We start from the raw sequence: 24,349 nt of genomic DNA on the forward strand, positions 1-24,349 counted from the left end.
CTGCGCGGGCGGACGCTTCAGTGGCAATTGCCGTGGCGTTCGCTCCTTCGGCGGCCTGGGCCCTTGCGATTTCAGCCGACAGGGCGCTCTGTAGCTGCGCGATGAGCGAGGCCTGCGAAGAGACAAACTCCTCTAGGGCCGCGAGACGCGGGGCAAGGCCGTTCGACGCACCGCTCGATGACGGCGCGGCCTGGGCCGATGCCGGTACGAGCAGGGCCGCGGCGACAAAAACCGCGGCGGCGATGGATAAGATTCGTTTCTTCAAAACAACTACCTCCGGTTGGTTGATGCTGCTTCGTTAAAAAAATTTAGATTCGAACACTTTGACTTCTTACTTTTGAGCGAATTCAAAGATAATCTGGGCGCGGTTATGTCCCCGCAATTGCGCCTGATCCAGGATATCGAGGAATAGCATTTGGGCGGGTCTTATTGGACGGGGAGAATATAACCTGAGCACACAAAATAATAAAGATAAAATAGCCAATCTACTTACATTATCTATCTAAATTATAATAATACCTAATATTATGAAATGATTGGCAGGGAAACTTTGAGCGAGGAATGAGTGGCTCCAAGTGAGCAACAGGTGACGCCGAGTGAGAAGCGAGGTGACGCTGAGTGAGAAGTGAAGCGGCCTTTGTACTATGAGCGAGGCGTGGGTGGCCATGAGGTGGGCGCGGGAGGGGCGCCGACCACAGCAAATGCCGCCAAAGTGCAGGGAGGTACGCGGTTAATTCGATTCAATGATCGGCGGAAAAAAACCGGACTCATGTGCGAGTTCAAGTTGCGGGGCGGTGAACAGTGGGCCGATGTTCGAGTTCAAGTAATTGTTTTTATATTAGTTATATCTTATGTGCGGCATGTTGCAGTCAAACGGGGGGGCAGGCAGGTGGGCTCAGGCGGACGCCTCAGACGTGGGGCAGCTCTACTCTGGCTCCTCCGTCCCGAAGAGGGCCTCGGCAAAGGCCTTGGCGTCAAAGGGCAGCAGGTCCTCTGTGCCCTCGCCCACACCTATCCAGCGGACGGGAATTCCGCTTTCATGCACCGCGCCGATGAGGACACCTCCCTTGGACGAACCATCGAGCTTGGTGACGACGAGACCTGTGACGCCCATGGTTGCGCCAAATTCGCGAACCTGGGCAAGGGCGTTCTGGCCAGAGGTGGCGTCGATGACGAGGAGGATTTCGTGGGGTGCCCCTGGGAGCTGGCCTTCGGTGACACGGCGAATCTTGACGAGCTCATCCATGAGGTTTTTCCGAGTGTGGAGGCGACCTGCAGTGTCAACGAGAAGGGTGTCCACCCCTCGAGCCCGGGCCGAGGCGATAGCATCGTAGACAACGGCACCGGGATCGGCGCCTTCCGAATGGCGGACAAAGTGGCAGCCCGTTCGCTCTGCCCAAACCTCGACCTGCTCGCCGGCTGCCGCACGGAAAGTGTCGGCAGCGGCAAACATTACTTTTTGCCCCTCCGAGGAGAGGCGGGCAGCTAGTTTTCCAGCAGTAGTGGTCTTTCCCGCTCCGTTAACGCCAACCAGGAGAACGACACGGGGCTCGCCCTCGGTAGGTGCCTCGGGCTCAGGCGGCGGCGGTTTAGAGGGGTTTTCAAGTAGAGAGCAAAGAATATCCTGAACACGCTCGGCTGCACTCTCGCCCCCTCCTTCTCCGCGGCGAAGCTTTTCGAGAGTAGACTCAACCGTAACTGGTCCGATGTCGGCCATGTAGAGGATTTCTTCAAGCTCCTCTATGGTTTCCGGATCGAGGCGGGATTTTCCCGCTAGAACGGCTCCCAGCCTGCTGGCAAGAGAGTCCCTCGTTTTCGTAAGGCCTTTTCTCAGCTGCCCGAGCCAGCCGCTGCTAACCCTCGCTTTTTTCCTGCTCGCAGTCGTCTTCGATTGGACCTCGGGCAGGACACCCTTGAAATTATCTACTTGAGACGGACTATCATCCGATTTTTTTCTTCTAAATCCAAAAACCACCAGACATCACCTCCGGACAATTCCTCATCAACAAAGAACCCCCGCCTAAAAGCCATATGGCTACTCTGCGGGGGTTCCGTAATACCGTATTTTTTTAGTTTGCGCACCAATGGGTTAGGCTTCCTCGGCCTCCATTGCCGCGCCTACTGCCTCGCCCTCAGAGCCTTCCTTATCAGAGACCTCCTCGTCTTCAGACTGCTTTTTCATCTTCACCGATACAATGATGGATACTCCTTTTTCCCGCTGAGTAACACCATACAACTGTGTAGCATACGACATTGTCCGCTTGTTATGGGTGATAAGAATGAACTGGCTCTTATCCTCAAGCTCCCCAATCACATCGCGGAAACGGCCCACGTTCGCATCATCGAGAGTGGCATCCACCTCATCGAGTAGACAGAGAGGACTAGGCCTAACCGAAAAAACCGAGAAGAGGAGAGCTAGCGCGGTTAATGCTTTTTCCCCTGCCGAGAGCAACATGATATTGCCCGGGCGTTTGCCCGGTGGTCGCACCTCGATATCTACACCTGTTTCTAACGGATCGTTGGGGTCGAGAAGATACATGCGCGCCTCTCCCCCAAGAAACAGCCGGCTGAAGATATCGGCGAAATGGGCACTCACCTGCTCAAATGCCTCGACAAATCGTTTTTTCGTCGTTTGGTTCAATTTGTCGATTATTGTATGTAGATCCTGGATGGATGCGTCAAGATCTTCTTGTTGCTCTTTGAGGAAAGTATACTCTTGATTGATCTCATCAAATTCCTGCGCGGCAAGAGGATTCACCTCACCCATTCGAGAAAGCCGCTGTTGAAGCATTTCAAGTCTGTTGACATGCTCCTGGTAGTCGGCAAGATATTCCTTGTTCTCTTGTGCCGATACGACCAGGTCGAGGTCAAATTCATTTCGAGCCGATTCAATCAAAGTTTCGCGCTGAACGCGGAGGGTTGTGCGACGTTCTGCCACATCGGAGAGATTTCCTTGAATCCGAACAGCCTCATCGCGCATTTCTCTCAATATTTCGGCCAGTTCCTCGTCTCGGGCTCGCGCTTCCTCAACAAGGCGAGAGCGAGCCCCTTGCTCTGCCTCAACTTCTGTTTTTTCTTCCTTGAGCCGCTCAATTTCATCACGGCTCTGTGTGAGATTCAAATTCAGACTCTCGCGCTTTTGGGAAGAATCCTCTTCCTCCTCTTTCCTCCGAGCCAACCGAACAACGTTCTGCTCTATCCCATCACCAATCCGTTGGATTTCATTTTTGACACTAGCCGCCCTACCTTGCGCCTCTGTTAAATCCACGCGGCGATCTGATACCTCTTCCTCCAATCGGGCTATAAGCTCGCCGACACGCGCAAGTTCATTCTCGATCTCAGCACCACGAATAGCCGCACTATCAAGTGACACCGACGCTCTTGACGCCTCAGCTTGCGCCTCGCGATGATCATTCTCGATATGAACCAACTCTTCTCGCATCTGAGCACCCTGTTCCCTAATCGTTCCGCAACGCGTTCTCGAATCGGCATTTTTATCGCCAGATGCACGATGCGTCCCTTGCAGTTCGACAAGAGCCAACTCTGCCTGACGTACATTTCGAGTTACTCTTTCTACTTCCTCTTCTGCCTGTCCTAATTCTTCGCGGTAGCGGCGCTCTTTGTCCGAGGAAACCTGCAACTTAACTTCATGATCAGATGTAGATAGTTGAAGCTCCTCTCGCTGGCGTTTCCATTCCAGTGGCCCCGATAGGGCGTCCGAGGCGCTACCCCCCTCAAGGGCACCCGAGGGATGCACAACTTCTCCCGATAAAGTGACCCAGGTGATTCCATCGGGCCCAGAACGCCATGCCTCAAGAGCCAAATCCAAATTTTGCGAGATGCCTACTCCGGCAAGCAGCGATTCCATAAGAGAGCGATAATCGTCCGGAAAACTCACCACATCGATAGCGCCCCCCTCAACTCCGGAAAGTTTAGGAATTACCGGGGAAGAAACTCTTCGAGGAACAGCGGGGAGAGCCAACCCTCTGGCTGATTGGCCAGAGGAGACCAAGCGCTTGATTGCAGAGACTGCGCTATCATGACCCGATACCACCACGCCCTTGAGATTGGCACCAAGCGCCGCTTCAATCGCTTTTTCGTAGCGTTGCTCAACTTTAAGAATGTCGGACAATACACCACGAACTTCCACTCCAAGCTCACGAAACGCCTTCTCGCCAGCAAACTTGTCTGAATCATTACTTTCTAGACTATTTAGCACCTGAAGAGACGACCGAAATTCAACAAGCGCCTCTTTCGTGGCAACCGAATCGACCTCGCATTCACGCAACAATGCCTCGATACGGGATTTCTCACCGGAAACAACAAGCATCCTCTCTTTCAAGGATTCCACTTTGGAGGTAGCTACCTGGAGACGACCAGCAAGGGACTCTTCCTCTACTTTCAATTCATCACCGAGCCGAACCGCCTCTGCTAGTTCAACCTCAAGGCGCTCGATTGACTCTGAAATTGCTCCTCGGCGGGAATCACCCGATGCAATTCTCTGGCGTGCACCACTAAGAGCATCCGTCTCTCGAGCAATCAATTTCCTGGATTCGCCCTCTTCGACCTCCTTGGAAGCTAACTCGGTCCGCTGATCATTTATCTTTTTTGCGCTGGCTTCATATGCTCCCCTAGCCTCTTCTAACTCCCGAGACAAAGACACTTCCCGAGTTGTCAGCTGCTCATGCTCTTCTTTGAGTTTCGTTGATTCATCGAAGAGGGACTCTATTTCATCGCGGCGGCGTTCGTCCTCCTCGTCGAGTTCGGTAAGCCGACTGGATAGCATTTCAAGGCGATTTTCCAAGCGCTGAAGATACCCTTCTACTTCCACTGCCCGCCGCCGGGTTTCGGCAAGATTCTCAGAGCGCTCGGCAACCTCTATACGACATTTTTCGCGATCAGCTTCCCTGGCCGAAAAAGCCGCCGAATGGCCTTTGCTCAATTCATCACATTTAGAAAATTCACTCTCCGTCGGTTCTAGTTCCGTATCCAGTCGAAGCAAATTCATAGCCGAGACACGAATATCCAACTCAACGATCTCTTTTTGATATTCCTTATGGAATGTGGCTTTTCTGGCCTGACGGCGGAGAGTTTTAAGCCTAGCCTCTTTTTCATTCAGAATATCGACAACCCGCAAAAAGTTTGCCTGAGCAAGATCCAATTTTCTCATTGCCTCATTGCGCCGGCTTTTGTATTTCATAATTCCGGCCGCCTCTTCGATGATCAATCTACGATCCATCGGCTTGGCGTTGACGAGACCTTCTATTCTTCCTTGCTCTACAATCGAGAATGTATCGAGAGAAACCCCCGTATCAAGGAATATATCGACAATATCCTTAAGTCGGCACAAGTTTTTGTTTATGAGATATTCGCTCTCACCCGAGCGATAGAGACGACGCGTGACAACAAGCTCGTCAAAATCCTTGAACTGAGGATGTGTGACAATTCCCTTGAGTTCGGAAATAGTCAGCGACACTTCAGCCATCCCTAAAGGCTTTCTATCGGCGCTACCATTAAAAATGACATCTTCCATCTTTTTCGCACGAAGATTTTTTGGGCGATGCTCCCCCAAAACCCAACGAATGGCATCGCTAACGTTACTTTTCCCGCAACCATTAGGCCCAACTATCGCTGTTAAATCTCCACCGAATTCGATGACGGTTTTGTCCACAAAGGACTTGAATCCCAACATTTCAATGCGCTTGAATTTCAAGTCAGATTCCTCAGTAGGCGACAGAGCTATATCTGAAAAATCAGGGCGGAAGGAGTATTTAAGCTAGCAGAATCTAGTAGACTGCGCAAAGGGAGCCAGCCCATAAAAACATATCATTTGGTTGATTTCGGGCGACCTTTTGTTTCACTTTTGGCTAAAATTGATTGCCGGGCAGCGGCCTGTTCGGCCTCTTTTTTGTTTCTGCCTTGCCCCGTCCCCAATACCCGCCCCCCATGGCGGACCTCAACCCTGAAAATTTTATTATGCTCAGGGCCAGATTCGCTCAACACATGATAAACGGGCAGGCGCTTACTTTTTTGCTGTAGTTCTTGTTGAAGATTGCTCTTGTAATCATTCGCCAGAATATCGTCCTCACCATCCTCCGGTGCTCGCCATAGCCACGATTCCACCACCTCGGCACACCTTTCATATCCGGCATCCAGATAAATCGCGCCCACGATGGCCTCAAGGGAATCCGCCAAAATAGAAGGTTTTTGGCGTCCCCCGGTTTTCAACTCCCCTTTTCCCAACCGGAGAAAATCGGCTAAACCCATCGCACGAGCGACCTTAGCCAGGGCACGGCCGCTAACTTTCTCAGAGCGGCGACGCGTCAAAATGCCTTCATCCTCCTTAACCAATTCGATCCACAATCGTTTTGTAACGATCAACTGAAGAACAGCGTCACCCAGGAACTCAAGCCTCTCATTATCCTCCTCCGGCGGGATCACTTCTTGAGAGTAAGATCGATGGGTTAGCGCCTGGAGGAATATCTGGCTATCGGAAAAGCCATAGCCGATTTTTTGCTCCAATTCTTCCAACGGAGGAACAGGGGGCCCTTGGGGGGTATTTGGCACACCACGCTTTTTAGACGCCACTTTTTTGGGGCGCCCGGCGGCTTTAGGCTTCGGGTCTTTACGCGGCTTCCGTTTCGGGTTTTCGGAAGAGGATCGTTGCGTTCGTCCCGCCAAATCCGAAGGAGTTCGTGAGGGCACAGCGGATTTCCGCCTTACGGGGGGTGTTTGGAACACAATCCAGATCGCAATCTGGATCAGGATTTTCGTAATTGATGGTCGGCGGCACTAGCCCGTTTTGTATGGCCAGCACCGTGAATATTGACTCAATGCCGCCAGCCGCACCGAGAAGGTGGCCGGTCATCGACTTAGTCGAACTAATAGCAATTTTGTTGGCATGCTCACCAAAGGCGCGTTTTATCGCCACCGTTTCAATTTTATCACCGCCCGGCGTCGAGGTTCCATGGGCATTGATATAATCGACATCCGTTGGGGTGAGCCCGGCATCCTGAATGGCCATTTCCATGGAGCGGGCAGCCCCTTCCCCGTCGGGAGAGGGTGAGGTGATATGGTAAGCGTCGGCGCTAAGACCATAACCCGACACTTCGGCATAAATCCTCGCACCACGCTTAACAGCGTGCTCGTAGCTCTCAAGGATTAGTACACCAGAGCCCTCGCCCATAACGAAACCATTTCGTTCTGCATCAAATGGCCTGCTGGCACGCTCCGGCTCCTCATTACGCGTACTGAGCGCTTTCATCGCACAGAAACCACCCATAGCCAATTCCGTGATGCACGATTCACTGCCTCCCGACACCATGACGTCGGCAATTCCTCTTTGAATGAATTTCATTGCATCGCCTATGGCATGATTACTAGATGCGCATGCTGTAACGGTACAGGTGTTCGGACCCTTCAGCCCCCAATGCATCGAAACCTGGCCGGGGGCCAGATTCGCCAGCAACATTGGGATAAAAAACGGGCTCAACCGTTTCGGCCCTTGCTCCTCAAGAATTTTCTTATGCTTTTCAATCGCCGGCAATCCGCCTAGCCCGACACCGATTACCGCGCCATAGCGGTGAGCGACCTCATCATCTGGCTTTTCCAGTCCAGCATCATCAAAAGCCATTTTAGTGGACGCCATAACGAACTGGATGAACCTATCCATTTTCTTGATTTCTTTTCGCTCGATGTAGTCTTCAGGATTAAAATCCTTCACCTCACCGCATATTTGCGCAGGCAACCGCTCGGCATTAAACCCCGTTACGGGGCCTACACCTGACTTTCCCCCCACCAGGGCGTCCCAATTTTCCTGGATACCAATACCAAGAGGGGTTACCAAACCCATGCCGGTGATGACAACACGAATATCGCTAGGCACCTTCAATATTCTCCAACATTTTTCCCGTTAACGTTCGAGCGGAATACATAAATCTAGATCAACTATGTTCCTCTATGTAACTGACAGCATGCTGAACCGTAGTGATCTTTTCTGCATCCTCATCTGGAATTTCAAGACCGAACTTTTCTTCAAAAGCCATTACAAGTTCGACGGTATCCAAAGAATCCGCACCCAAATCATTGATAAAAGATGCTTCAGGAACCACCTTGTCTGCCTCAACACTCAACTGCTCCACAATTATTTCTTTTACTCTTTCTTCGACATTATCCGCCACAGAACATCCTCCCTGTCGCGATATTCCCCCGACAATCTTCCCGAGGGATATACAGAGTTAACTCCCTAAAGACCCATAACCCGTGGAATCCTTACATAAAATGCAATCAAATCTCAACAAGCATTCCCCTATACAAATCTGACTAATTAAGTTCCGCTATCTTCGTCAGAGTATTTTTCAAACTTTCCTCGTCCTCGACATTAAAAACAGGAATATCCCTGGCGATTCTCTTGTTCAGCCCCGAAAGAACCTTTCCAGGTCCTACCTCGATATAGGCACTGACATTTTCCTGACTCGCCAAACGAACTGAGTCCTCCCAGCGAACAGCAGCGCGAACCTGTTTTTTGAGAAGTTCACGGGCCTCATTAGAATCATGGACCGGCTGGCTCGTCACGTTCGAGTAAATAGGAATCGACAGATCAGAGAATTCCACGGAGTCGAGCACCTCACTCATCCGCTCGGCCGCCTCCTGAAGTAGCGAGCTATGAAATGGCGCACCGACGGGAAGCATCACAGCCTTACGAACTCCCTTGTCCTTGGCTAGCGCAACCGCCTCTTCTACCGCCGTGCGCTCTCCCGAAATAACAATTTGTCCAGGGGCATTATAGTTTGCAATCTCGACAACACCATCTGTCTCCATGCAGACTAATTCCACAACCTCCCGGTCCAAGCCTAACAACGCAGCCATGGCGCCACCACCTTGAGGGACCGCTTTATGCATAAATTCACCCCGCTCTTTTACCAAATATAGCGCAGTCGAAAAATCGAGCCCCCCCGCCGCAAGTAACGCAGAATACTCCCCTAGACTATGGCCCATCGCCAATACCGGGCTCACCCCATTTTCGGTTAACAAAGTATGAGCAATGTAGCTATGGATCATGATAGCGGGCTGGGTATTCGAAGTCAGGGTCAACTCATCCTTGGGGCCTTCAAAGCTGAGTTTGGCGATATCCCATCCCAAGATATCATTTGCCATCTCATAGGTTTCCCTGGCGAATGAGAAACGATCATAGAAATCCTTTCCCATCCCCACATGCTGTGAGCCTTGGCCTGGAAACAGGAAAGCTACTCTGCTGGAACTCAAGACGATCTCTCCAAATCTCTCAAATTACCTGGCAAAAAAACCAAGCTGAGAAATATATAAATGAAAAAGCGGCATTTCGGGCGGAAGACTGTTTATGAGTTTTTTTTCTGATAGGACTACCATTCAACCAGAGCGGCGCCCCAAGTGAACCCCCCACCAAAGGCAGCCATTAGGACATTATCACCACGCTGGATTTTCCCCTCCCTTACCCACTCATCCAAAGCTACCGGAATCGTGGCAGAGGACATATTACCATATTTATCTATCGTAACTACGACCTTATCCATCGACAACTTCAGACGCTTAGCTACCGCCTCAATAATCCTTATATTGGCCTGATGCGGAATAAAAACATCTATATCATCCACGGTCATATTATTTTTCTCAAGTGCCTCAGCGCATACATTGCTAAAATGACGTACCGCAGTTTTGAATGTTTCTTGACCCTTCATCTTTATCGTATGGGCATCCGACTCGATATCTTCCGTGCGCATGGGAGGAAGTTTTGTGCCTCCTCCTATGATGAGAATTTTATCCGCATCCTTACCATCACTGTAAGTGTATGTATCGATAATTCCCTTTTGGCCATTTTCCGCCGGGCCCATGATTACCGCCCCGGCACCGTCTCCCCATAGGACACAAGTTCCACGGTCCTTCCAATTAACAGTGCGCGTCATAAGGTCCACAGAGGCCACTAAAACATTTTTCTTGAGGCCTGAGCGAATATACGCATCGGCTACCTGAACACCGTATACAAACCCCGAGCATGCCGCGTTCATATCAAAAGCCGCCGCACGTTCTGCACCAATTTCCGCCTGGAGCCAACAAGCCGTAGAAGGACACAAGGAATCCGGCGTCAGCGTTGTCACAATTATAAGGTCAATTTCTTTTGGATCCATACCGGCCGCCTCGAGAGCACGCTGGCTAGCCGGGAGGGAGAGGTCAGACGCTGCGGCCTCGGGCTGCGCAACCCTGCGCTCACGGATCCCGGTACGATCAAAAATCCATTGATCCGTTGTGTCAACGATTTTTTCGAGGTCAGAATTTGCAAGAACTTCATCTGGAACGTAGGAGCCGGTCCCAAGAATGACCGAATGAGTCATATTTTACACCTGAATTGGGCGGGAATGCTTTTACTTTTGTGTCAGATTCGTTTCGCTATCATCGGAAGATTGCCCTTCTTCCGATGATTCACTCGATTCACCTGGATGAAAAATACCCTCACGGATTTGATCCCAAAGGCGCCAACCGGGCTCAGAGCTTCTTTGTAATGACAACTGCCTGTCTATTTCGCTTTGTATCTTACCGTTTAATTGCTTTTTCACCAATTGGTCCGTAGCCCTCAAAGCATTTTTAACCGCTTTCGCCGTACTTCGTCCGTGCCCAATCATGCACAGACCGTTTAGCCCTAGCAGCGGCGCCGCACCATATTCAGAATAATCCGTCCTCTTCTTCATGGATTTCAAGCCGTTTTGGAGGAACATATACCCAATTTTACTTCGAACCGAGTGTGTAACCTCCTCCCGGAGAAGGGTGGTAAGCATCTCACTTAGACTTTCACTAACCTTGAGCGCCACATTCCCCGAAAAGCCATCGCAGACAATAACATCCACATTGCCCTGAAAAATAATGCTTCCCTCAACATTTCCCATGAAATTCAAATCACTTTTTGCAAACAGACCATGAGCTGTCCTGAGGGCATCAGTACCTTTTGAAACCTCTCCTCCAACGTTAAGAAGTCCGACAGAGGGCGAGGGCGTATCCAGGGCAAGCTCGGAGTATATTTGACCCATCACCCCAAACTGGAACAGGTGCTGCGCCTTGGGAAGTAAGTTTGCTCCGACATCGAGCATGATACTAAACCCCTTGAGGGTGGGAATGAGTGCTGCAATGGCAGGCCTCAAAACACCCTTCATTCTTTGAAGCACATGCAAAGAGACGGCAAATGCGCCTCCCGTATCTCCCGCGCTAAATACGGCGCTCGCCTCACTTTTTTTTACTAATTCGGCAGCAACACGCATCGAAGAGTTTGGTTTTGATTTCAAAGCTTTCGAGGGGACCTCACCCATCTCAATCACTTGGGTGGCTTCGCGAATTTCAAACGGCAAACCACGCGCACCCAAGCGGGAGAGTTCAGAATCAATACTCTCGGGTATTCCGACAAGAATTGATTCTATGCCCAACTCTTTGTATGCGAGTACCGCGCCCTCTATAATTAACGAAGGTGCGTGATCCCCGCCCATTGCATCAACAGCAATCTTCATGAAAGCACCCCTGAGCTACTATCTCAGGCTTCTTGGACAGCCAAAACCTTTTGCCCCTTGTAGAAGCCACAAGTAGTGCATAAACGATGCGGCAACACAGGTGCTTCACAGTTCGAACACACTGCCACGGCAGGCTTGGCCACCTTCCAGTGTGTCCTACGCTTGCGCCCTCTTGTCTGAGAATGACGAGTTTTGGGCAGAGCCATGATGGAACGCCTCCTATTAAAATGAATCTAAAAAAGGCAATCGTTTTAAAAACGACTGCTCAACTTATCAGCTTTCGACTTTTCCCCATTCCTTTAAAGCGGCCAGCCTTGGGTCAATTTCTGAATCCGTGCCAACTCCGTTACCTTCCTCAAGCCGTTGGCACAACTCAGGCTCATCTCCCATACATTTATCCGGACACTTGGGTTGAATCGGTATTGCCAGGCCAAGCTGATCCCGAAGCGGACTTGAAAGATCCACCTCATCATTTTCGATGTAATAAACCTCTAAATCTCTTTCTCCTAATTCAACACCATCGCCCGAATCAATTTCATATGGCGCCAGCGGCTGAAAATAAACAGTAAGCTCATCTTCAACAGGAATCTTTACTTGAGCAAGACCTAGCGAGCACTCCACCAAAAAAGAACCAGATACGCGACCTTCAAAAACGGCTTCTTTCTCGCCAGTTCGCTCCAGCATACCCTCTATTTTCACATCCGAAAGAGGGGGCCAACTCTCATCTTCAAGATTTAAACGCTCTACAGCAACCACAAGATCAATTTTCATCCCCGTCTTGGGAATCTGATCGAGCTTATATCTCAGGTCATTTAACATTTTAACCTCCCGGAAACAACGTGGGAGTCAAGCTCAGAGAGAAAACTCCTGAGGGCGGCAAGCCATGAGACTATAGGGATCAATCTAGGCATGTGTCAATCAATAATTTCGGAAAAAAATCTCTAAAAAAGCATATAGATAGCTGATATTATTGTAATTACATTATTCTCTCAAAAGAAGCCTCTTTAACAAACCCTCCCGTACCCCTCCGGTGGACACGCGTAGGGTTTCGTAGCCTCCCCACCTGAGTATTTCCCTGACAACGATCAGGCCCGCAAGAGCGATATCCTCGCGCCCAGGCTCGAAGCCGGGCAACAAATTTCGCCCTGTCATGTCGAGGGCGGCGAATCTATCCACCCACGACCCAATTTCGCCGCGCTCGATAAAAACGCCGTTTATGCCCTGATTACGGTCTTTTTCCTCCCTCACGAACCCCGCCAGGGCGACAGTTCCGCCGCAGCCAATGAGCGGGACGTCGGGAGGAGCGAGCGGCATTGAGTGCAACATGTCGCTCATATCTCTCGCGCAGGCCTCGACCTGGGCCTTTGGGGTGGGGATATCCCTAAGGTGGCCCTCGGTGAGATAGACCACACCAGCATTTAAGCTGCACGTTTTCAACATCTTACCTTCTTTTTCGTGTGTCAGCTCAAGGCTCCCGCCGCCAATGTCAAAGACCAGGGACTCATTTGCCCTCTCGTCAGGTTTCCTATCGGGCCGCTCACCAGAGCGCCCGGCGGGCCATTGGGCCCGGGTACTTATCACACCCGCCAGCGACAACCTGGCCTCCTCCTCGCCCGAAATCACCCGAAGGGGCACGCCCAACTTCCTCACCTCACGGGCAAATGCCTCGCCATTCGATGCCTCCCGCAAAACGCTCGTCGCCACCGCCTCGATGATATCCACCCCCATCTCCTCGGCAATGTTCCTAAATCGCTCAAGCGTCTCTATGCCCCGGGCCATGGCCGCCTCCGAGAGCGCCCCGCTTGAGGCCACCCCCTCGCCCAGGCGAATCAGCTCGCGCCACCTTCCGCGAGAGACCAGCGCACCCGAGCTATCCAGCTCTGCCACTGCCAGGCGGGCCGCATTCGTTCCCAAATCGACCACCGCCGCCAGGCGGGGCGCACCCTTACCGCTATCCATCACAGTCATACCCATAATGAAATTTGGACAAATCAGACTTGGATAAATCGAATTTGGACAAACGAAGTTTTAACATCAAGAATCTACAAAAAAGACCTACCCGTTTCGATAACGCTCTTTGAGGCTGGCGTACACTTGGGGCGTTCGCTTAAAACGCTCCCGCTCATCGTCCCTCAACTCGCGCACAAATTTCGCTGGCGTGCCCATCCAAAGCGTGTTCGGGGGAATCTCCTTGCCCTCGGGCACCAGCGCCCCCGCGCCAACGACCGCCCCCTCTCCAACCACCACATTGTTCAAGATAATTGCGCCCATGGCGATAAGCGCACCGTCTTTAATTTCGCAACCATGGACAATCGCCGAGTGCCCGATAGAAACATCGTCCCCGAGAATACAGGGGGATTTTCCCCCCTCGATATGAAGAAGAGATAAATCCTGAATATTGGTTCGCTTACCCACCCGGATGTGCATCTCATCGCCGCGAAGAACGCACCCATACCAAACGCTGCTGTCCTCGCCAATCTCCACATCACCGATAATCACCGCCGTCTCGGCGATCCATGCCTTCTCGTGCACCTTGGGGAGCTTCCCCTCGTAGGGTAAATACATCCTTCGAAATATCCTCTAGTTTAAAGGCTGGGCTGCCACACCTGCCGAGGCCAGCTCCGGCTTCGCCCCAAAAAACTGCGCCGTCTCTATCTCTATGATGCGCTCCCGCGCCACCCGCCGAAACGCCGCTATATATTTTTTCGGCACCGGCTCGCCCGCAGGCAGTTTTGCCGAAAGCGGATTCAGCGCAGCCCCGTTACGCTTGATGCGAAAATCGAGATGCGGCCCCGTCGATAATCCTGTCGAGCCCACAAAACCGATAATCTGACCCTGCCTGACCCGCGCCCGGCTTCTGACCCCGCGGCCAATCCTCGACAAATGCAGGTATGAAGTAACATAACCACGGCTGTGGCGCACCTTGACCATCTTGCCGGCCGCCCCCTTCCAACCCGCCGAGGCAACCACCCCGTCCGCAACCGAGCGAACCGGCGTCCCCTTTGGCGCCGCATAGTCCACCCCTAGATGGGGCCGGTAGCGCTTGAGAATCGGATGAAATCGCTTTCTTGTGAAACGAGAGCTAATTCGGGTGTACTTGAGAGGCGACTTGAGGAACGCCCGCTTAAGGGTCTCCCCCTCCGGCGTGTAGTAGGTCGCATAGCCGCTGTCGAACAAAACCGCGGCGTGTTTCTTGCCCCCGCCTTCGATCCGGGCAGCCAGTATCCGTCCCAGCCCCGCCGGGTAGCCATCCAGCGATCGCTTTTCAATTAATAGCTCGATGGATTCGCCGCCCTTCATTCCCTTGTGGAAATCGACCACCCACTCGAATATTTCGTTCAGCTTCACCGCATAGGCAAGAGGAATGCCCGCCTGGTTAATTGTCCCGAAAAGAGAATCCTGAAGCTTCATCTTCACGCGAACGTTTTCAACATCGTAGGGAATCAGTTCAAGCCGCGCCCGAAGGGGGCCTCTCTTGGTTCGATACACGCGGAGGCGGCGCTCACTATCCACCTGAACCAGGAACCGATGCACCTTTTTTCCGACTGCCGCCAACTCGTAGCGATTTCCCACCCCAATGCGGGAGAGCGAATAAACGGACCTGCTTGCGCGAAGAACCCTAAAAATTTCATCTCGCTCAAGCCCATTGGCGGCAAGAACGGCAAAAACAGAATCGTTGGGCCTGAAGCGGTCCCGCTGGGTAGCCAACGTAGGGCCATCGGGAAGGGCATCCGCTGGCAATCCCACCCCTCTGGGGAGCTTGACGGGTGGTTTGAGCGCGCTTCCCCCCTGAATGCGCCCCTTATCGCCCTGGCTCGATTGCCAGGTTTCAGGGCTTCTCATCGCCTCCCAGCTCTCCTGCAGGTACTGACAGCCCGCAAGAACTACCGGAAGCGCAAAAAGCACGGCAAGGAGCCAGCCATAGCGCCCGGATCCTACCTTTCCGGATTTTATCTGCTCGGAATCTTTCACGACAGGATTCGAACTATCTGCTGGTGGGCGGTCGCCCAATCTATAAACCATTGATATTTATTACCTTATGCCCGGGCGGAGCACAGGTGAATCCGGCAAATACCAATAACCTACTTGAGCATTTACCGACTAAACCATTACACTATCAGGAGTTACGGGATCAAGCAAGGAAAAAGAACTCGGCGTTTGATAAATGAATAGTAGTGCTACACAATCCCGCCGGTGGCCATTCCTTCATTGCACCGTTTCTAAAGAAACCTGCGTTACAAGAACAACCAGGAGAAATTCAATGAATCAAGAATCATCGCTCTACGCTCGCCTTGGTGGCTATGATGGCATCACAGGATTTTGCAGTGATTTGCTCCCGCGCCTCCAGGGAGACCCTCAATTAGCCCGTTTCTGGCAAAACCGCGGAGACGACGGCATTGCGAGAGAAAAACAACTTTTGATTGATTTTTTGTGCTCATGTGCCGGCGGGCCGCTTCACTACACTGGCCGGGATATGAAGATTACACATGTCGGCATGGGAATCAGTGAAAGTGATTGGAACGTATTCCTTGGACATGCGGGCGAAACGATGAAAGCCCTACAGGTTCCCCAGCAAGAATGTGACGATGTCGTCGCATTTGTCTTGAGCCTGAAAGACGATATCGTCGAGGCCTAGATAAATACCTAAAACATTCATTCCCTTTGAAAAAAATACCCCTCTCCATGCTGGAGGGGGGTATTTTTTTATCATTCTGCGACCAGTCGAATTACACCTATTCGCCCTCTGGATCTGAATCGTAAAAAGAACTCAGATTCCAACTCTATCCAGCCCGCGCTTTACTCCACCAGCGCCTGCCGGACCAGATCGAGGGCAAACATGGGCACCCGCGATTGAATAAATCGCTCGTTGCCGCCGAAAATCCCATCGTGTTTCTTGATTTTGCCGCCCACCGACAGCGCAAAGTGGGTCGTCCCTTGCGCCGGTGCGGTGCGGCTATGCTCGGGCTCGATGTTCGGCGGGGGGTTGGGGCCCATCACCACCAGCCCGATGTCCGCACCCGCCTCCTCGGCGGCCTTAATTGCCAGCGCCTCGGCAAAATCCTCGCCGCCAGGCTCACTGCCCAAGGGCAGATCGTACATTCGCGCCAGCTCGGCTGGGTCCATCGCCACGACACCGCGCCGGAGGAAATCCACCCGCTCGGGCCAGGCCGCAAGACGCTGCAAAACAGCGCCCCCTGTGTTTGTTTCGACCACCACAATCGTTTTTTTCTGCTCGCCCAAAAGTTCGGCGACCACCTGGTCGAGCGTAACCTCACCAACGGCATAGATTGCCGAGCCCAGAATCTCGCGCACCTTCACGTCGAGAACGTCAATCATCTCCTCGGCCTTCTCGATGTTCTCGGCGCGGGCCGTGATGCGAACGTCCACCTGCCCGGGATGCGCCAGCACCCCAATGCTCGGGTTCCTCGACTCGCGGAACAGATCGCCTATCATCAGATCCACCCGGCTCTCGCCCAGCCCGCAGGTCTTGAGCACGCGTGTTCTGATTACCTCGCCAAGATCGAATTTCTCCTGGATGATCGGAATCGCCCGCTCCCCGATGATGTAGCGCATCTCTACGGGCACGCCCGGGGCGACGATGATAAGCCCTTTTTCATCCTCACAATAAAAACAAGGCGCCGTCCCGCGCGGGTTTTCAATAACCGTGGCGCCCTGGGGAACGAAAGCCTGCTTGCGGTTGTTCTCCGTCATCTTAAAGCCGCGGCGCACGAAATATTTTTCGATGTAGTCATAAAGCTCCTGGCGAAACTCCAGCTCCACGCCCATCACGCGCGCCACACACTCGCGGGTCAGGTCGTCCACCGTGGGTCCGAGCCCGCCCGAGGTGATGACCACCTGGCTCCTATCGTGGGACTGGCCAATGGCAAACGAAATGCGGTCCAGGTTGTCTCCCACAATCGTCTTGAAATACATGTTCACACCAACCGCCTTTAACTGCTGGGCGATAAAAGCGCTGTTCGTATCGATAAGATCGCCCAGCAGCATTTCGGTGCCGATGGCGACGATTTCTGCGCGTACTGGCTCTGACATTTCAAAATCCTTCCATGGGTGGGAGGTCATTTAACGAATTAAGGAAACCGCATCTTATGGAAGAGGCGATGCGGGCACAAGGCGCGAGAGCCGATTCTGCGCGCCCCTTTTCCTTGGTCTTTTTACGCGTCCAGATTCAAAATCTTAAGAACATCCAGTAAATTTTTTATCTCATAATCAGGAGGCGCCGCCCCGTCCGGGGGAGGGCCGCCATTGGGATTTAGCCACGCCGAGGGCATCCCGACGCTCCGGGGGCCAAGCACATCGCACTCGAAATTATCCCCCACGAAAAGCACTTCGCCCGGCGCCACTCCGAGCACATCTGCAACCTGGAGATAAAGCCGGCTCGCGGGCTTGCGATAGCCCACCTCGCCCGAGACGAGCGTGGCTTCCAGATAAGCATCTATCCCGGTGCGACCTAAAAGCCTATGCGCCGCCTCGGTGTTGTCGAAATTGCTTATCAACCCGACGCGAAGGCTGGCCTCTCGAATCTGCCCGAGCATGGCGAGCCGCGCCTCATCGAAATCGGTTGAACTGATCAACCGCTCCATATGGGTTTCCATCGCGACCACGGCGGCCGCCTCGCGCTGCTCGGAGGGCAGCGAGTCCAGCCGCTCGGTGAATTTCATGAACCGCGCCCGCGATGTCACCTCACGGTGATCAGGGTCGCGGTCGCGCTCGCCCCACACTTCTTTGGAGGTTTCGATCCAGTGGCGATGAAATTCCTCGTACGAGGGGACGGGGTAGTCATTTTCCACCAGCGCCTCGTAGGCGTTGATCGAAGTGGTGCGCTCTGATTTCCCATTAATCTCAACCACGGGGATCAGCTCGGGGTTGAAATCCACCAGCGTGTCAAAAAGATCGAAAACCACCGCGCGAAAATTCGGCACAGACACCCTCCCGGCAACAAAAAAAGCGCCCGCTATCCATCACAGGCCCATCTTTCATATCACAAGAAAAACGCGCTGGCTCCCCCTCTCGGGCTGCCTCACACAGGGGAGAAAAAAACGACACTAGAAAGTAGCGCGAGGAGAATACACGGCTGGGGAAATTTATTTCATACTCTTTAATCCTAGATGAATATGATCTAGAATAGCCGCCGCTGGCAACTGAAACGAGCCTCCCTGGCTCCACCAAAGGAAAACGCGCATGCGCGAGAGCGCCATCAACTGGGACGAGCATGAGCCAACCACCCGCGAGGAGTTTGCCAACAGCGTAAGCCACGGCGCCGCGTTCATTGCCGCCCTGGCCGCCGGCCCGGTGCTCGTCTACTCGGCCATCGAGAGTGGCAACGAGACGCACACGCTCGGCGCGACAGTGTTCGCCACCGTGATGATTCTGCTCTACCTCGCCTCGACCCTCTCGCACGCCCTGCCCCGGCGCTGGGGAAAACGCCTCTTCGATAACCTCGACCACACGGCCATCTTTCTCATGATCGCAGGCTCCTACACCCCGTTCATGCTCGGCGCAATGCGCGGCGTCTGGGGGTGGACACTCCTCACCGCCGTCTGGGCCCTTGCCGCCGCTGGCATCACGCTGCTTTGGACAGGCCGCCTGCGCTCCATCATCTACAAGGTGTGCCTCTATCTCGCGATGGGCTGGCTCGCCGTCATCGCCATCAAGCCCATCTGGCAGAACTTTCCCCCCTGGGGGCTGTTCTGGATATTTGCAGGCGGCATCGCCTACACGGTGGGCGTCGGTTTTTTTGCCGCCAGACGGATTCCCTACAACCACCTCATCTGGCACCTGCTCGTCATCGCAGGCACCACCTGCCACTACATCGCCATCATGTGGTACGCCGCTTGAGCCCGAGACGGCGATAGCGGCAGACAACGCCAGCCGCCAGCAGCAACAACTACAGGCCGCTCAAAAAAAAAGGCACCCCCGAAGGGGCGCCCTTTAATACCTTCTGAATAATACCTTTTTGAAAATTAACTTCGCCCTACTCGTACGTCCCGTCCATGTCCATCTTCCGGTAGGCGCCCGCATAGAAAAGAAGCGGCGCGCGAAGCGCCTCGCTCGATATGATGCGCGTGACGCGCCCCACGACAATAACGTGGTCCCCGCCCGAAAGCTCCTCGTGGGTTTCACACTCTAAGGTAGCCAGCGCCCCCGAAATAATCGGCGCCCCGTTCTCCCCCGCCTCATTTGCGATGTCGGCAAACTGATCCTCGGCGTCGCGGCCTTTTCCGGCGAACCAGTCCGAGGTTGATTTTTGGTCCTCGGCTAAAAAGTTGATGGCGAATTTTTTTGCGCCCTGGATGATGCCCAGAAAACTCGCCTTGTTATCGACACACACCAGCGCCATCGGCGGGTCGAGCGAGAGCGATGAAAACGCGTTTGCCGTCATCCCCCGCCGCGCCCCGGCGTTATCGGCAGTAACAACCGTCACCCCGGTGGCAAACTTGCCCATCGTGTTGCGGAGCTCCTTTGGATCAATGCTCATCGAATCTTCCTCAATGTGAAGGATGGGAAAGCCCCGGGCGGGAGGTCCCCCGATGGGAACCTACCCCCGGCGTGGTTCTCTTCCCTAGAAAAATCTTGAAAAAATTCCGCCTTATGCCGCCCGGAGGCGCGGTGCACAAAAAACCAACGCCCGCCCAGAGGGCACTGTGTGTCCTATGCGTTCAGAACAGCCACCACGCGGCAGGGCGAGCCCGAGCCGCCACGAATCAGGAGCGGCATGCCGATGTAGAGAAACTCCTTGCCCACCACCTCTTCAATGTTCCTTAGATTCTCGGTGTTCGTGCGGCCAAGCTCGCGGCAAACAAGGTGGCACGGATACTCGGGGCTGTTGGCCTCATCCATGCTCGGCGCATCGGTGGCAACGTTCATCGCCCCGCACTCGCCGTAGACATACTCGGCCGCCTCGCGCGTCCATCCCGCGTAGTGGCTCGTGTAGGTTTTCTTGGGGAAATGCCGCTTGTAGTGCCCGTAGGTGTAGCAGAGCGTATCGCCCGGCTTAATTTCCATCTTGTAGTGGTCGAGGCGACGCTTCACGTCATCTGCGGTGATAAGGGCGTTATCCTCAACATTCTCAAAATCAATTGCGAGGCCGCGCGAGTAGAAAAACTCCATGCCCATCTGATCGATGTTCATCGCGTCGGGCGCGGGGTCGAGATGGCTGATCGAGTCCACGTGGGTTGGCCCGTGCTCGCACACCTGCAAAATACCGCAGTAGTAGCTCATCTCGCTCTTAAAGCGCCCGCCCGCCGCGCTCTCCTCGTGGGTCATGTTCGTCCAGCGCCAGGTGTCGGGGTGGCCGACAAAAACGGGCTGGCCCTGATAAATCTCCTGGGTGAGGTCCACAACCTCGTGGTTCTTATAGTTCGTCATCTGCGCCATATTCGTTTCCTCTCTTAAAAAATTTACGCCACACAATAACGGGGGATACTCAATCCATGAACATCCCGCCGTTTACATTCAACACTGCGCCATTAATGTACGACGCTCTATCGCTCGCCAAAAAACAAATCGCCTTGGCCACATCCGCAGGCGTTCCAAATCTATCCAATGGAATCTGTGCGCGCCAGCTTTCGCCCCGCTCGGCCATCATGCTGGCAATCATGCGGCCCTCAATTATGCCCGGCGCCACCGAGTTCACCCGAACCCGTGGCGCAAGCTCCATCGCCAGTGCCCGGCTGAAACCTACAAGGCCCGCCTTGCTCGCGCAATAATGGGCGTGAAGGGGGCTCCCTCTTTTCGCGGCCACCGAGGCCAGATTCACAATCACGCTGCCGGGCTCTTGTGCCATCATCAACGCGCCCGCCACCTTCGAGGCCGCGAAAACGCCCGTAAGGTTCACGTCCATCGTCTCGCGCCACTCATCCATGCTCATGTCGAGCACCTTACTGTGCCGGTAAATCCCCGCCCCGTTCACCAGAACATCAATGCGATCAAACTCGGCAAAAACCGCGCTAAATACAGCCTCGACATCCGCCAAATCCGTCACATCAACCCGCCGGTAGCTAGCGCCTTTAATCTCGCTCGCCGCGCGGGATAGCCCCACCTCATCGGTGTCGAGCAAAACGACCCACGCGCCCTCCTCGGCAAAGCGCGCCGCCGCCGCCCGGCCAATGTCTCCTGCCCCGCCGGTGATAAGGACCACTTTTTCACTAAATTCCAGTGCCATTTACACCCCGCCGCCAGCTCAATCCATCCACATCCCGCCGTTTACATTCAAAACGGCCCCGTTGATGTAGGAGGCCCTATCGCTCGCCAGAAAAAAAATTGCCTCGGCCACTTCTGTGGGTAATCCGAATCGGCCAAGGGGAACCTGGCCCATCCAGCTTACCCGCCGCTCACCTGGCATATCGGCGCTCATACGCGATTCGATAACGCCCGGCGCCACCGCGTTCACGCGCACCCTTGGCGCAAGCTCCATCGCCAGCGCCCGCCCGAAACCGACAATCCCCGCCTTTGAGGCGCAGTAATGAGAATGTTGCGGGTTGCCCCTCTTTGCGGCGGTGGAGGCCATGTTCACGATAACGCCGCCGGTTTCTTCCCTGATCATCAGCGCGCCTGCTGATTTAGAGGCCGCAAAAACGCCCGTTAAATTCACGTCCAGCGTCTCGTGCCACTCTTTTGCACTCATTTCCAGCACCCCAGCGTGCCGGTAAATCCCCGCACAATTCACCAGAACATCGATGCCATCATATTCGGCAAAAACCGCGCTAAAAACGGCCTCGACGTTTTCCAAATCCGTCACATCAATCCGCTTAGCGCTGGCGCCTTTAATCTCGCCCGCCACCCGCTCCAGCCCCACCTCATCAGAGTCGAGCAAAACGACCCGCGCGCCCTCCTCAATAAACCGCGCCGCCGCCACCCGGCCAATGTCGCCAGCCCCCCCGGTGATAACGACCACTTTCCCGCTAAATTCCTGCGCCATTTACACACCGCACCCGGTCGAGGATGAGAGAAAAGAAGGTTTTCAGATGCCGCATGGTAGATTTGGGTGCCAAGGGTTGTCAACGAATGGGGGGCCGCCTCAAAAGGGTCAATTTCGAAAGCTGGCCGGGCTGAGAACAGGCAGCTCACCTCTTGCAATCAGGAAACGTGCCGAACGGTTAAAACTGTTTGCTGTTTTTGGTGTATTTGAAGGTTTGTTGTAAGCTTAGACAAACCTAGCCGGGCAAGGAGATGTGATCGTGCAGGATGCAGGAAACATCAATTTTACTGAGGCAACAAGAAAATCAAAGCGGTTTTTATTGTCGGTCTCCGTCGTCGGGATTTTATTGACCACCAAGGGTGTGAATGTAAAATTGGTGAAGATATTCGATGGCATTGAAATCACCGCCTCCCCAAAAACGATATTCATTCTGCTGGCAATCGCCATCCTGTACCAAGCGACATCTTACTTTTGGATTTTAATCGACGAGATAAAAATCAAAGAAATGGAATGGGAGTCACTTCGACTAAAAATAGCGAGTGACTTTCCGGATGCAAATGTCAAAGCTATCACGGAGAAAATAACCTCCCCCCCCAGACCGTCAGAATTAACAAATGAAAAAGAAGAAAGACATAGGTGGTCAGAAGCCGCGATAAGCGCTCTTCAGATTATCAACTCAGCAAACATTAACCGGTCTGTGAGAATCAGGTTGTGGTTTTTGGATGTAATCGTTCCAGCACTTTTCGCGCTTCTCGCTTTTGTTTTTCTTGTCCAATCTACTCTAGCCCTCCCCCCGACTCCTGCACCTTAAACTCTAGCTTTTCAATCGACTCAATGCCCCGCCTCGCCGGACCTCAATCCATCAAAACTTCAAATAATCGGGCAGCTTCGTATCTTCATCGGTGATCGCCGAATCGATTTGCTCTCTGGTTAGATTGTCCGCCTCGCTGAGATCCGCCTCGGTAAAATCCGCCTTGATCAGCCTAGCCTTGAAGAGGTTTGCCTCTCTGAGGTTGGACCCGATAAGTTTCGCCTCACTGAGGGCCGCAAGACTTAAGTCAGCCTCGCCAAGATTCGCCTTACTGAAATTTGCTCTAAACAAACCTGCCACCCTGAAGTTCGCGCCGCTGAAGTTCGCTTTCTCTAATTCAGCCTTGGAGAGAACTGTTCCATGTATATCGAGGCGGGGCGTATTTTCGTCTTCATGGGCAAGCTCCCGCCTCCCGATGACGGTCAGCGCGGCCTGAATGTCAATGGGCAAATTTGGAACTTCTAGATCAGGAAGGCTCTCCGTCATCTCATCCCACTTCGCACTCTCCCGGACAAAGGCAGTAAGGACTTCCATTATCGTCCAGTGATCTTTTTGGGAGTCCCGAGCGATGCGCTCAAGGGCGTAGATGCCCCCGAGGCGAATCTGAACCTTATCGTCTCCCAACTGCTCGACCGCCCGTGTGAACCGCTCGGTGATCTGGCCCTCCTGCATGACGCGGACGTTTTCCTCGGCGGCTTTCACCCGCCGCCAACCCAGAAACACAAGCACGAGAGCCACGAGGCCACCGAAGATTTGCGCGAGGGTCTTTCGGGCTTCGTTTTCGGCATTGAAAGAAAGTTTGAGCGTTTCGGTTGTAACGCTGGCAGTTTGAAGTTGCGGAATGAAGTACAACAGCCAACCGACTATGGCCACCACTACGACAGCGATGATGAGAAAAAAAGCGAGGCCGTTGTTCTCGTCATTCTTCAAGTTACTCAAATAGTCTTTCAGCCGGGAGTCCATCGCGCCGCCTCAATATAAAAATGGAATTTCACCAATCTACGGGATTAATTCCCGCGATTCAACGGCGGGTCGCGCTAAGGGTTGTCAACAAACAGGGGTATGGCGGGA

25 protein-coding genes are annotated in these 24,349 nt (G+C 53.4%); 4 read left to right on the plus strand and 21 right to left on the minus strand.

Translation table 11 applies throughout. The features are described 5' to 3' along the window. The coding region (locus HOJ95_08430; protein MBT6394717.1) for a hypothetical protein at positions 1-302 on the plus strand (302 nt) is incomplete at its 5' end. Between the two features lie 623 nt (positions 303-925). Here the strand turns inward: HOJ95_08430 and ftsY are convergent. The 13 genes from ftsY to HOJ95_08495 form a co-directional block, all read right to left on the minus strand. Further along, positions 926-1,906, minus strand: a complete 981-nt coding sequence (ftsY, locus tag HOJ95_08435) for a signal recognition particle-docking protein FtsY (GenBank protein ID MBT6394718.1) — start codon at positions 1,904-1,906, stop codon at positions 926-928. A gap of 183 nt (positions 1,907-2,089) precedes the next feature. Beyond that, positions 2,090-5,713: a chromosome segregation protein SMC gene (gene smc, locus HOJ95_08440; protein ID MBT6394719.1), complete on the minus strand. Its 3,624-nt coding sequence runs from the start codon at positions 5,711-5,713 to the stop codon at positions 2,090-2,092. Between the two features lie 113 nt (positions 5,714-5,826). Then, positions 5,827-6,588: a ribonuclease III gene (rnc, locus tag HOJ95_08445; protein MBT6394720.1), complete on the minus strand. Its 762-nt coding sequence runs from the start codon at positions 6,586-6,588 to the stop codon at positions 5,827-5,829. Between the two features lie 37 nt (positions 6,589-6,625). Beyond that, entirely contained in the window at positions 6,626-7,852 is a 1,227-nt protein-coding gene (gene fabF, locus HOJ95_08450; GenBank protein MBT6394721.1) for a beta-ketoacyl-ACP synthase II, read from the minus strand. Between the two features lie 91 nt (positions 7,853-7,943). Next, entirely contained in the window at positions 7,944-8,180 is a 237-nt protein-coding gene (gene acpP / locus HOJ95_08455) for an acyl carrier protein (protein ID MBT6394722.1), read from the minus strand. A gap of 142 nt (positions 8,181-8,322) precedes the next feature. Beyond that, positions 8,323-9,207, minus strand: coding sequence for an ACP S-malonyltransferase (gene fabD / locus HOJ95_08460; protein ID MBT6394723.1), 885 nt, complete (start codon positions 9,205-9,207; stop codon positions 8,323-8,325). Between the two features lie 173 nt (positions 9,208-9,380). Continuing rightward, on the minus strand, positions 9,381-10,367 hold the full coding sequence (locus tag HOJ95_08465; GenBank protein MBT6394724.1) for a ketoacyl-ACP synthase III: 987 nt from the start codon (positions 10,365-10,367) through the stop codon (positions 9,381-9,383). A gap of 30 nt (positions 10,368-10,397) precedes the next feature. Beyond that, complete coding sequence (gene plsX / locus HOJ95_08470) at positions 10,398-11,528, minus strand: phosphate acyltransferase PlsX (GenBank protein MBT6394725.1); 1,131 nt, start codon at positions 11,526-11,528, stop codon at positions 10,398-10,400. Positions 11,529-11,551: 23 nt separating this feature from the next. Next, positions 11,552-11,734: a 50S ribosomal protein L32 gene (gene rpmF, locus HOJ95_08475; protein MBT6394726.1), complete on the minus strand. Its 183-nt coding sequence runs from the start codon at positions 11,732-11,734 to the stop codon at positions 11,552-11,554. A gap of 67 nt (positions 11,735-11,801) precedes the next feature. Further along, a complete protein-coding gene (locus HOJ95_08480; protein MBT6394727.1) occupies positions 11,802-12,347 on the minus strand; it encodes a hypothetical protein in 546 nt (181 codons plus the stop codon). A 162-nt stretch (positions 12,348-12,509) separates the two neighbouring features. After that, on the minus strand, positions 12,510-13,487 hold the full coding sequence (locus HOJ95_08485; protein ID MBT6394728.1) for a hypothetical protein: 978 nt from the start codon (positions 13,485-13,487) through the stop codon (positions 12,510-12,512). Between the two features lie 96 nt (positions 13,488-13,583). After that, positions 13,584-14,093, minus strand: coding sequence for a gamma carbonic anhydrase family protein (locus HOJ95_08490; protein ID MBT6394729.1), 510 nt, complete (start codon positions 14,091-14,093; stop codon positions 13,584-13,586). A 15-nt stretch (positions 14,094-14,108) separates the two neighbouring features. Then, positions 14,109-15,551 carry a peptidoglycan DD-metalloendopeptidase family protein gene (locus tag HOJ95_08495; protein ID MBT6394730.1) on the minus strand — a complete coding sequence of 481 codons (1,443 nt, stop codon included), beginning with the start codon at positions 15,549-15,551 and terminating at the stop codon, positions 14,109-14,111. 238 nt (positions 15,552-15,789) lie between these two features. Between HOJ95_08495 and HOJ95_08500 the strand changes: the two genes are divergently transcribed. Continuing rightward, entirely contained in the window at positions 15,790-16,164 is a 375-nt protein-coding gene (locus HOJ95_08500; GenBank protein ID MBT6394731.1) for a group 1 truncated hemoglobin, read from the plus strand. A 161-nt stretch (positions 16,165-16,325) separates the two neighbouring features. Here the strand turns inward: HOJ95_08500 and HOJ95_08505 are convergent, their stop codons facing one another. The 3 genes from HOJ95_08505 to HOJ95_08515 form a co-directional block, all read right to left on the minus strand. Then, a complete protein-coding gene (locus HOJ95_08505) occupies positions 16,326-17,579 on the minus strand; it encodes a CinA family nicotinamide mononucleotide deamidase-related protein (protein ID MBT6394732.1) in 1,254 nt (417 codons plus the stop codon). A gap of 122 nt (positions 17,580-17,701) precedes the next feature. Beyond that, entirely contained in the window at positions 17,702-18,469 is a 768-nt protein-coding gene (locus HOJ95_08510; GenBank protein MBT6394733.1) for an HAD family hydrolase, read from the minus strand. A gap of 162 nt (positions 18,470-18,631) precedes the next feature. Beyond that, entirely contained in the window at positions 18,632-18,817 is a 186-nt protein-coding gene (locus tag HOJ95_08515) for a hypothetical protein (GenBank protein MBT6394734.1), read from the minus strand. Here HOJ95_08515 and HOJ95_08520 point away from each other — a divergent pair. Then, positions 18,729-19,385 carry a hemolysin III family protein gene (locus HOJ95_08520; GenBank protein ID MBT6394735.1) on the plus strand — a complete coding sequence of 219 codons (657 nt, stop codon included), beginning with the start codon at positions 18,729-18,731 and terminating at the stop codon, positions 19,383-19,385. The two genes, HOJ95_08515 and HOJ95_08520, sit on opposite strands and share 89 nt — an antisense overlap. A gap of 136 nt (positions 19,386-19,521) precedes the next feature. On the opposite strand, the gene HOJ95_08525 is transcribed toward HOJ95_08520, so the two are convergent. The 4 genes from HOJ95_08525 to HOJ95_08540 all read right to left on the minus strand — a co-directional run bounded on the left by HOJ95_08525 (position 19,522) and on the right by HOJ95_08540 (position 22,467). Beyond that, positions 19,522-20,025 carry a flavin reductase gene (locus HOJ95_08525; GenBank protein ID MBT6394736.1) on the minus strand — a complete coding sequence of 168 codons (504 nt, stop codon included), beginning with the start codon at positions 20,023-20,025 and terminating at the stop codon, positions 19,522-19,524. A 173-nt stretch (positions 20,026-20,198) separates the two neighbouring features. After that, a complete protein-coding gene (locus HOJ95_08530) occupies positions 20,199-20,924 on the minus strand; it encodes a cyclase family protein (GenBank protein MBT6394737.1) in 726 nt (241 codons plus the stop codon). A gap of 49 nt (positions 20,925-20,973) precedes the next feature. After that, complete coding sequence (locus HOJ95_08535) at positions 20,974-21,711, minus strand: SDR family oxidoreductase (GenBank protein MBT6394738.1); 738 nt, start codon at positions 21,709-21,711, stop codon at positions 20,974-20,976. 18 nt (positions 21,712-21,729) lie between these two features. Continuing rightward, on the minus strand, positions 21,730-22,467 hold the full coding sequence (locus tag HOJ95_08540) for an SDR family oxidoreductase (protein ID MBT6394739.1): 738 nt from the start codon (positions 22,465-22,467) through the stop codon (positions 21,730-21,732). Positions 22,468-22,726: 259 nt separating this feature from the next. Here HOJ95_08540 and HOJ95_08545 point away from each other — a divergent pair, with 259 nt between their 5' ends. Continuing rightward, complete coding sequence (locus HOJ95_08545) at positions 22,727-23,278, plus strand: hypothetical protein (GenBank protein MBT6394740.1); 552 nt, start codon at positions 22,727-22,729, stop codon at positions 23,276-23,278. A gap of 51 nt (positions 23,279-23,329) precedes the next feature. Here the strand turns inward: HOJ95_08545 and HOJ95_08550 are convergent, their stop codons facing one another. Next, positions 23,330-24,241, minus strand: a complete 912-nt coding sequence (locus tag HOJ95_08550) for a pentapeptide repeat-containing protein (GenBank protein ID MBT6394741.1) — start codon at positions 24,239-24,241, stop codon at positions 23,330-23,332. Positions 24,242-24,349 lie beyond the last annotated feature (108 nt).

The sequence above is a fragment of the Nitrospinaceae bacterium genome, from assembly GCA_018669005.1.
Classification (GTDB): Bacteria; UBA8248; UBA8248; order UBA8248; family UBA8248; genus UBA8248.

Coding starts and splice junctions, on each gene's coding strand:
- HOJ95_08505 (MBT6394732.1), bottom strand. CDS start 17,579: ATGTCAGAGCCAGTACGCGCAGAAATCGTCGCCATCGGCACCGAAATG.
- HOJ95_08550 (MBT6394741.1), bottom strand. CDS start 24,241: ATGGACTCCCGGCTGAAAGACTATTTGAGTAACTTGAAGAATGACGAG.
- HOJ95_08495 (MBT6394730.1), bottom strand. CDS start 15,551: ATGGTTTATAGATTGGGCGACCGCCCACCAGCAGATAGTTCGAATCCT.
- HOJ95_08525 (MBT6394736.1), bottom strand. CDS start 20,025: ATGAGCATTGATCCAAAGGAGCTCCGCAACACGATGGGCAAGTTTGCC.
- HOJ95_08490 (MBT6394729.1), bottom strand. CDS start 14,093: ATGTATTTACCCTACGAGGGGAAGCTCCCCAAGGTGCACGAGAAGGCA.
- plsX (MBT6394725.1), bottom strand. CDS start 11,528: ATGAAGATTGCTGTTGATGCAATGGGCGGGGATCACGCACCTTCGTTA.
- HOJ95_08535 (MBT6394738.1), bottom strand. CDS start 21,711: ATGGCACTGGAATTTAGTGAAAAAGTGGTCCTTATCACCGGCGGGGCA.
- HOJ95_08520 (MBT6394735.1), top strand. CDS start 18,729: ATGCGCGAGAGCGCCATCAACTGGGACGAGCATGAGCCAACCACCCGC.
- HOJ95_08480 (MBT6394727.1), bottom strand. CDS start 12,347: ATGTTAAATGACCTGAGATATAAGCTCGATCAGATTCCCAAGACGGGG.
- HOJ95_08530 (MBT6394737.1), bottom strand. CDS start 20,924: ATGGCGCAGATGACGAACTATAAGAACCACGAGGTTGTGGACCTCACC.
- rpmF (MBT6394726.1), bottom strand. CDS start 11,734: ATGGCTCTGCCCAAAACTCGTCATTCTCAGACAAGAGGGCGCAAGCGT.
- fabF (MBT6394721.1), bottom strand. CDS start 7,852: ATGGGTTTGGTAACCCCTCTTGGTATTGGTATCCAGGAAAATTGGGAC.
- HOJ95_08465 (MBT6394724.1), bottom strand. CDS start 10,367: ATGACTCATTCGGTCATTCTTGGGACCGGCTCCTACGTTCCAGATGAA.
- HOJ95_08540 (MBT6394739.1), bottom strand. CDS start 22,467: ATGGCGCAGGAATTTAGCGGGAAAGTGGTCGTTATCACCGGGGGGGCT.
- HOJ95_08485 (MBT6394728.1), bottom strand. CDS start 13,487: ATGGATAGCGGTAAGGGTGCGCCCCGCCTGGCGGCGGTGGTCGATTTG.
- HOJ95_08515 (MBT6394734.1), bottom strand. CDS start 18,817: ATGAACGCGGCGCCGTGGCTTACGCTGTTGGCAAACTCCTCGCGGGTG.
- HOJ95_08500 (MBT6394731.1), top strand. CDS start 15,790: ATGAATCAAGAATCATCGCTCTACGCTCGCCTTGGTGGCTATGATGGC.
- fabD (MBT6394723.1), bottom strand. CDS start 9,207: ATGGGAAAGGATTTCTATGATCGTTTCTCATTCGCCAGGGAAACCTAT.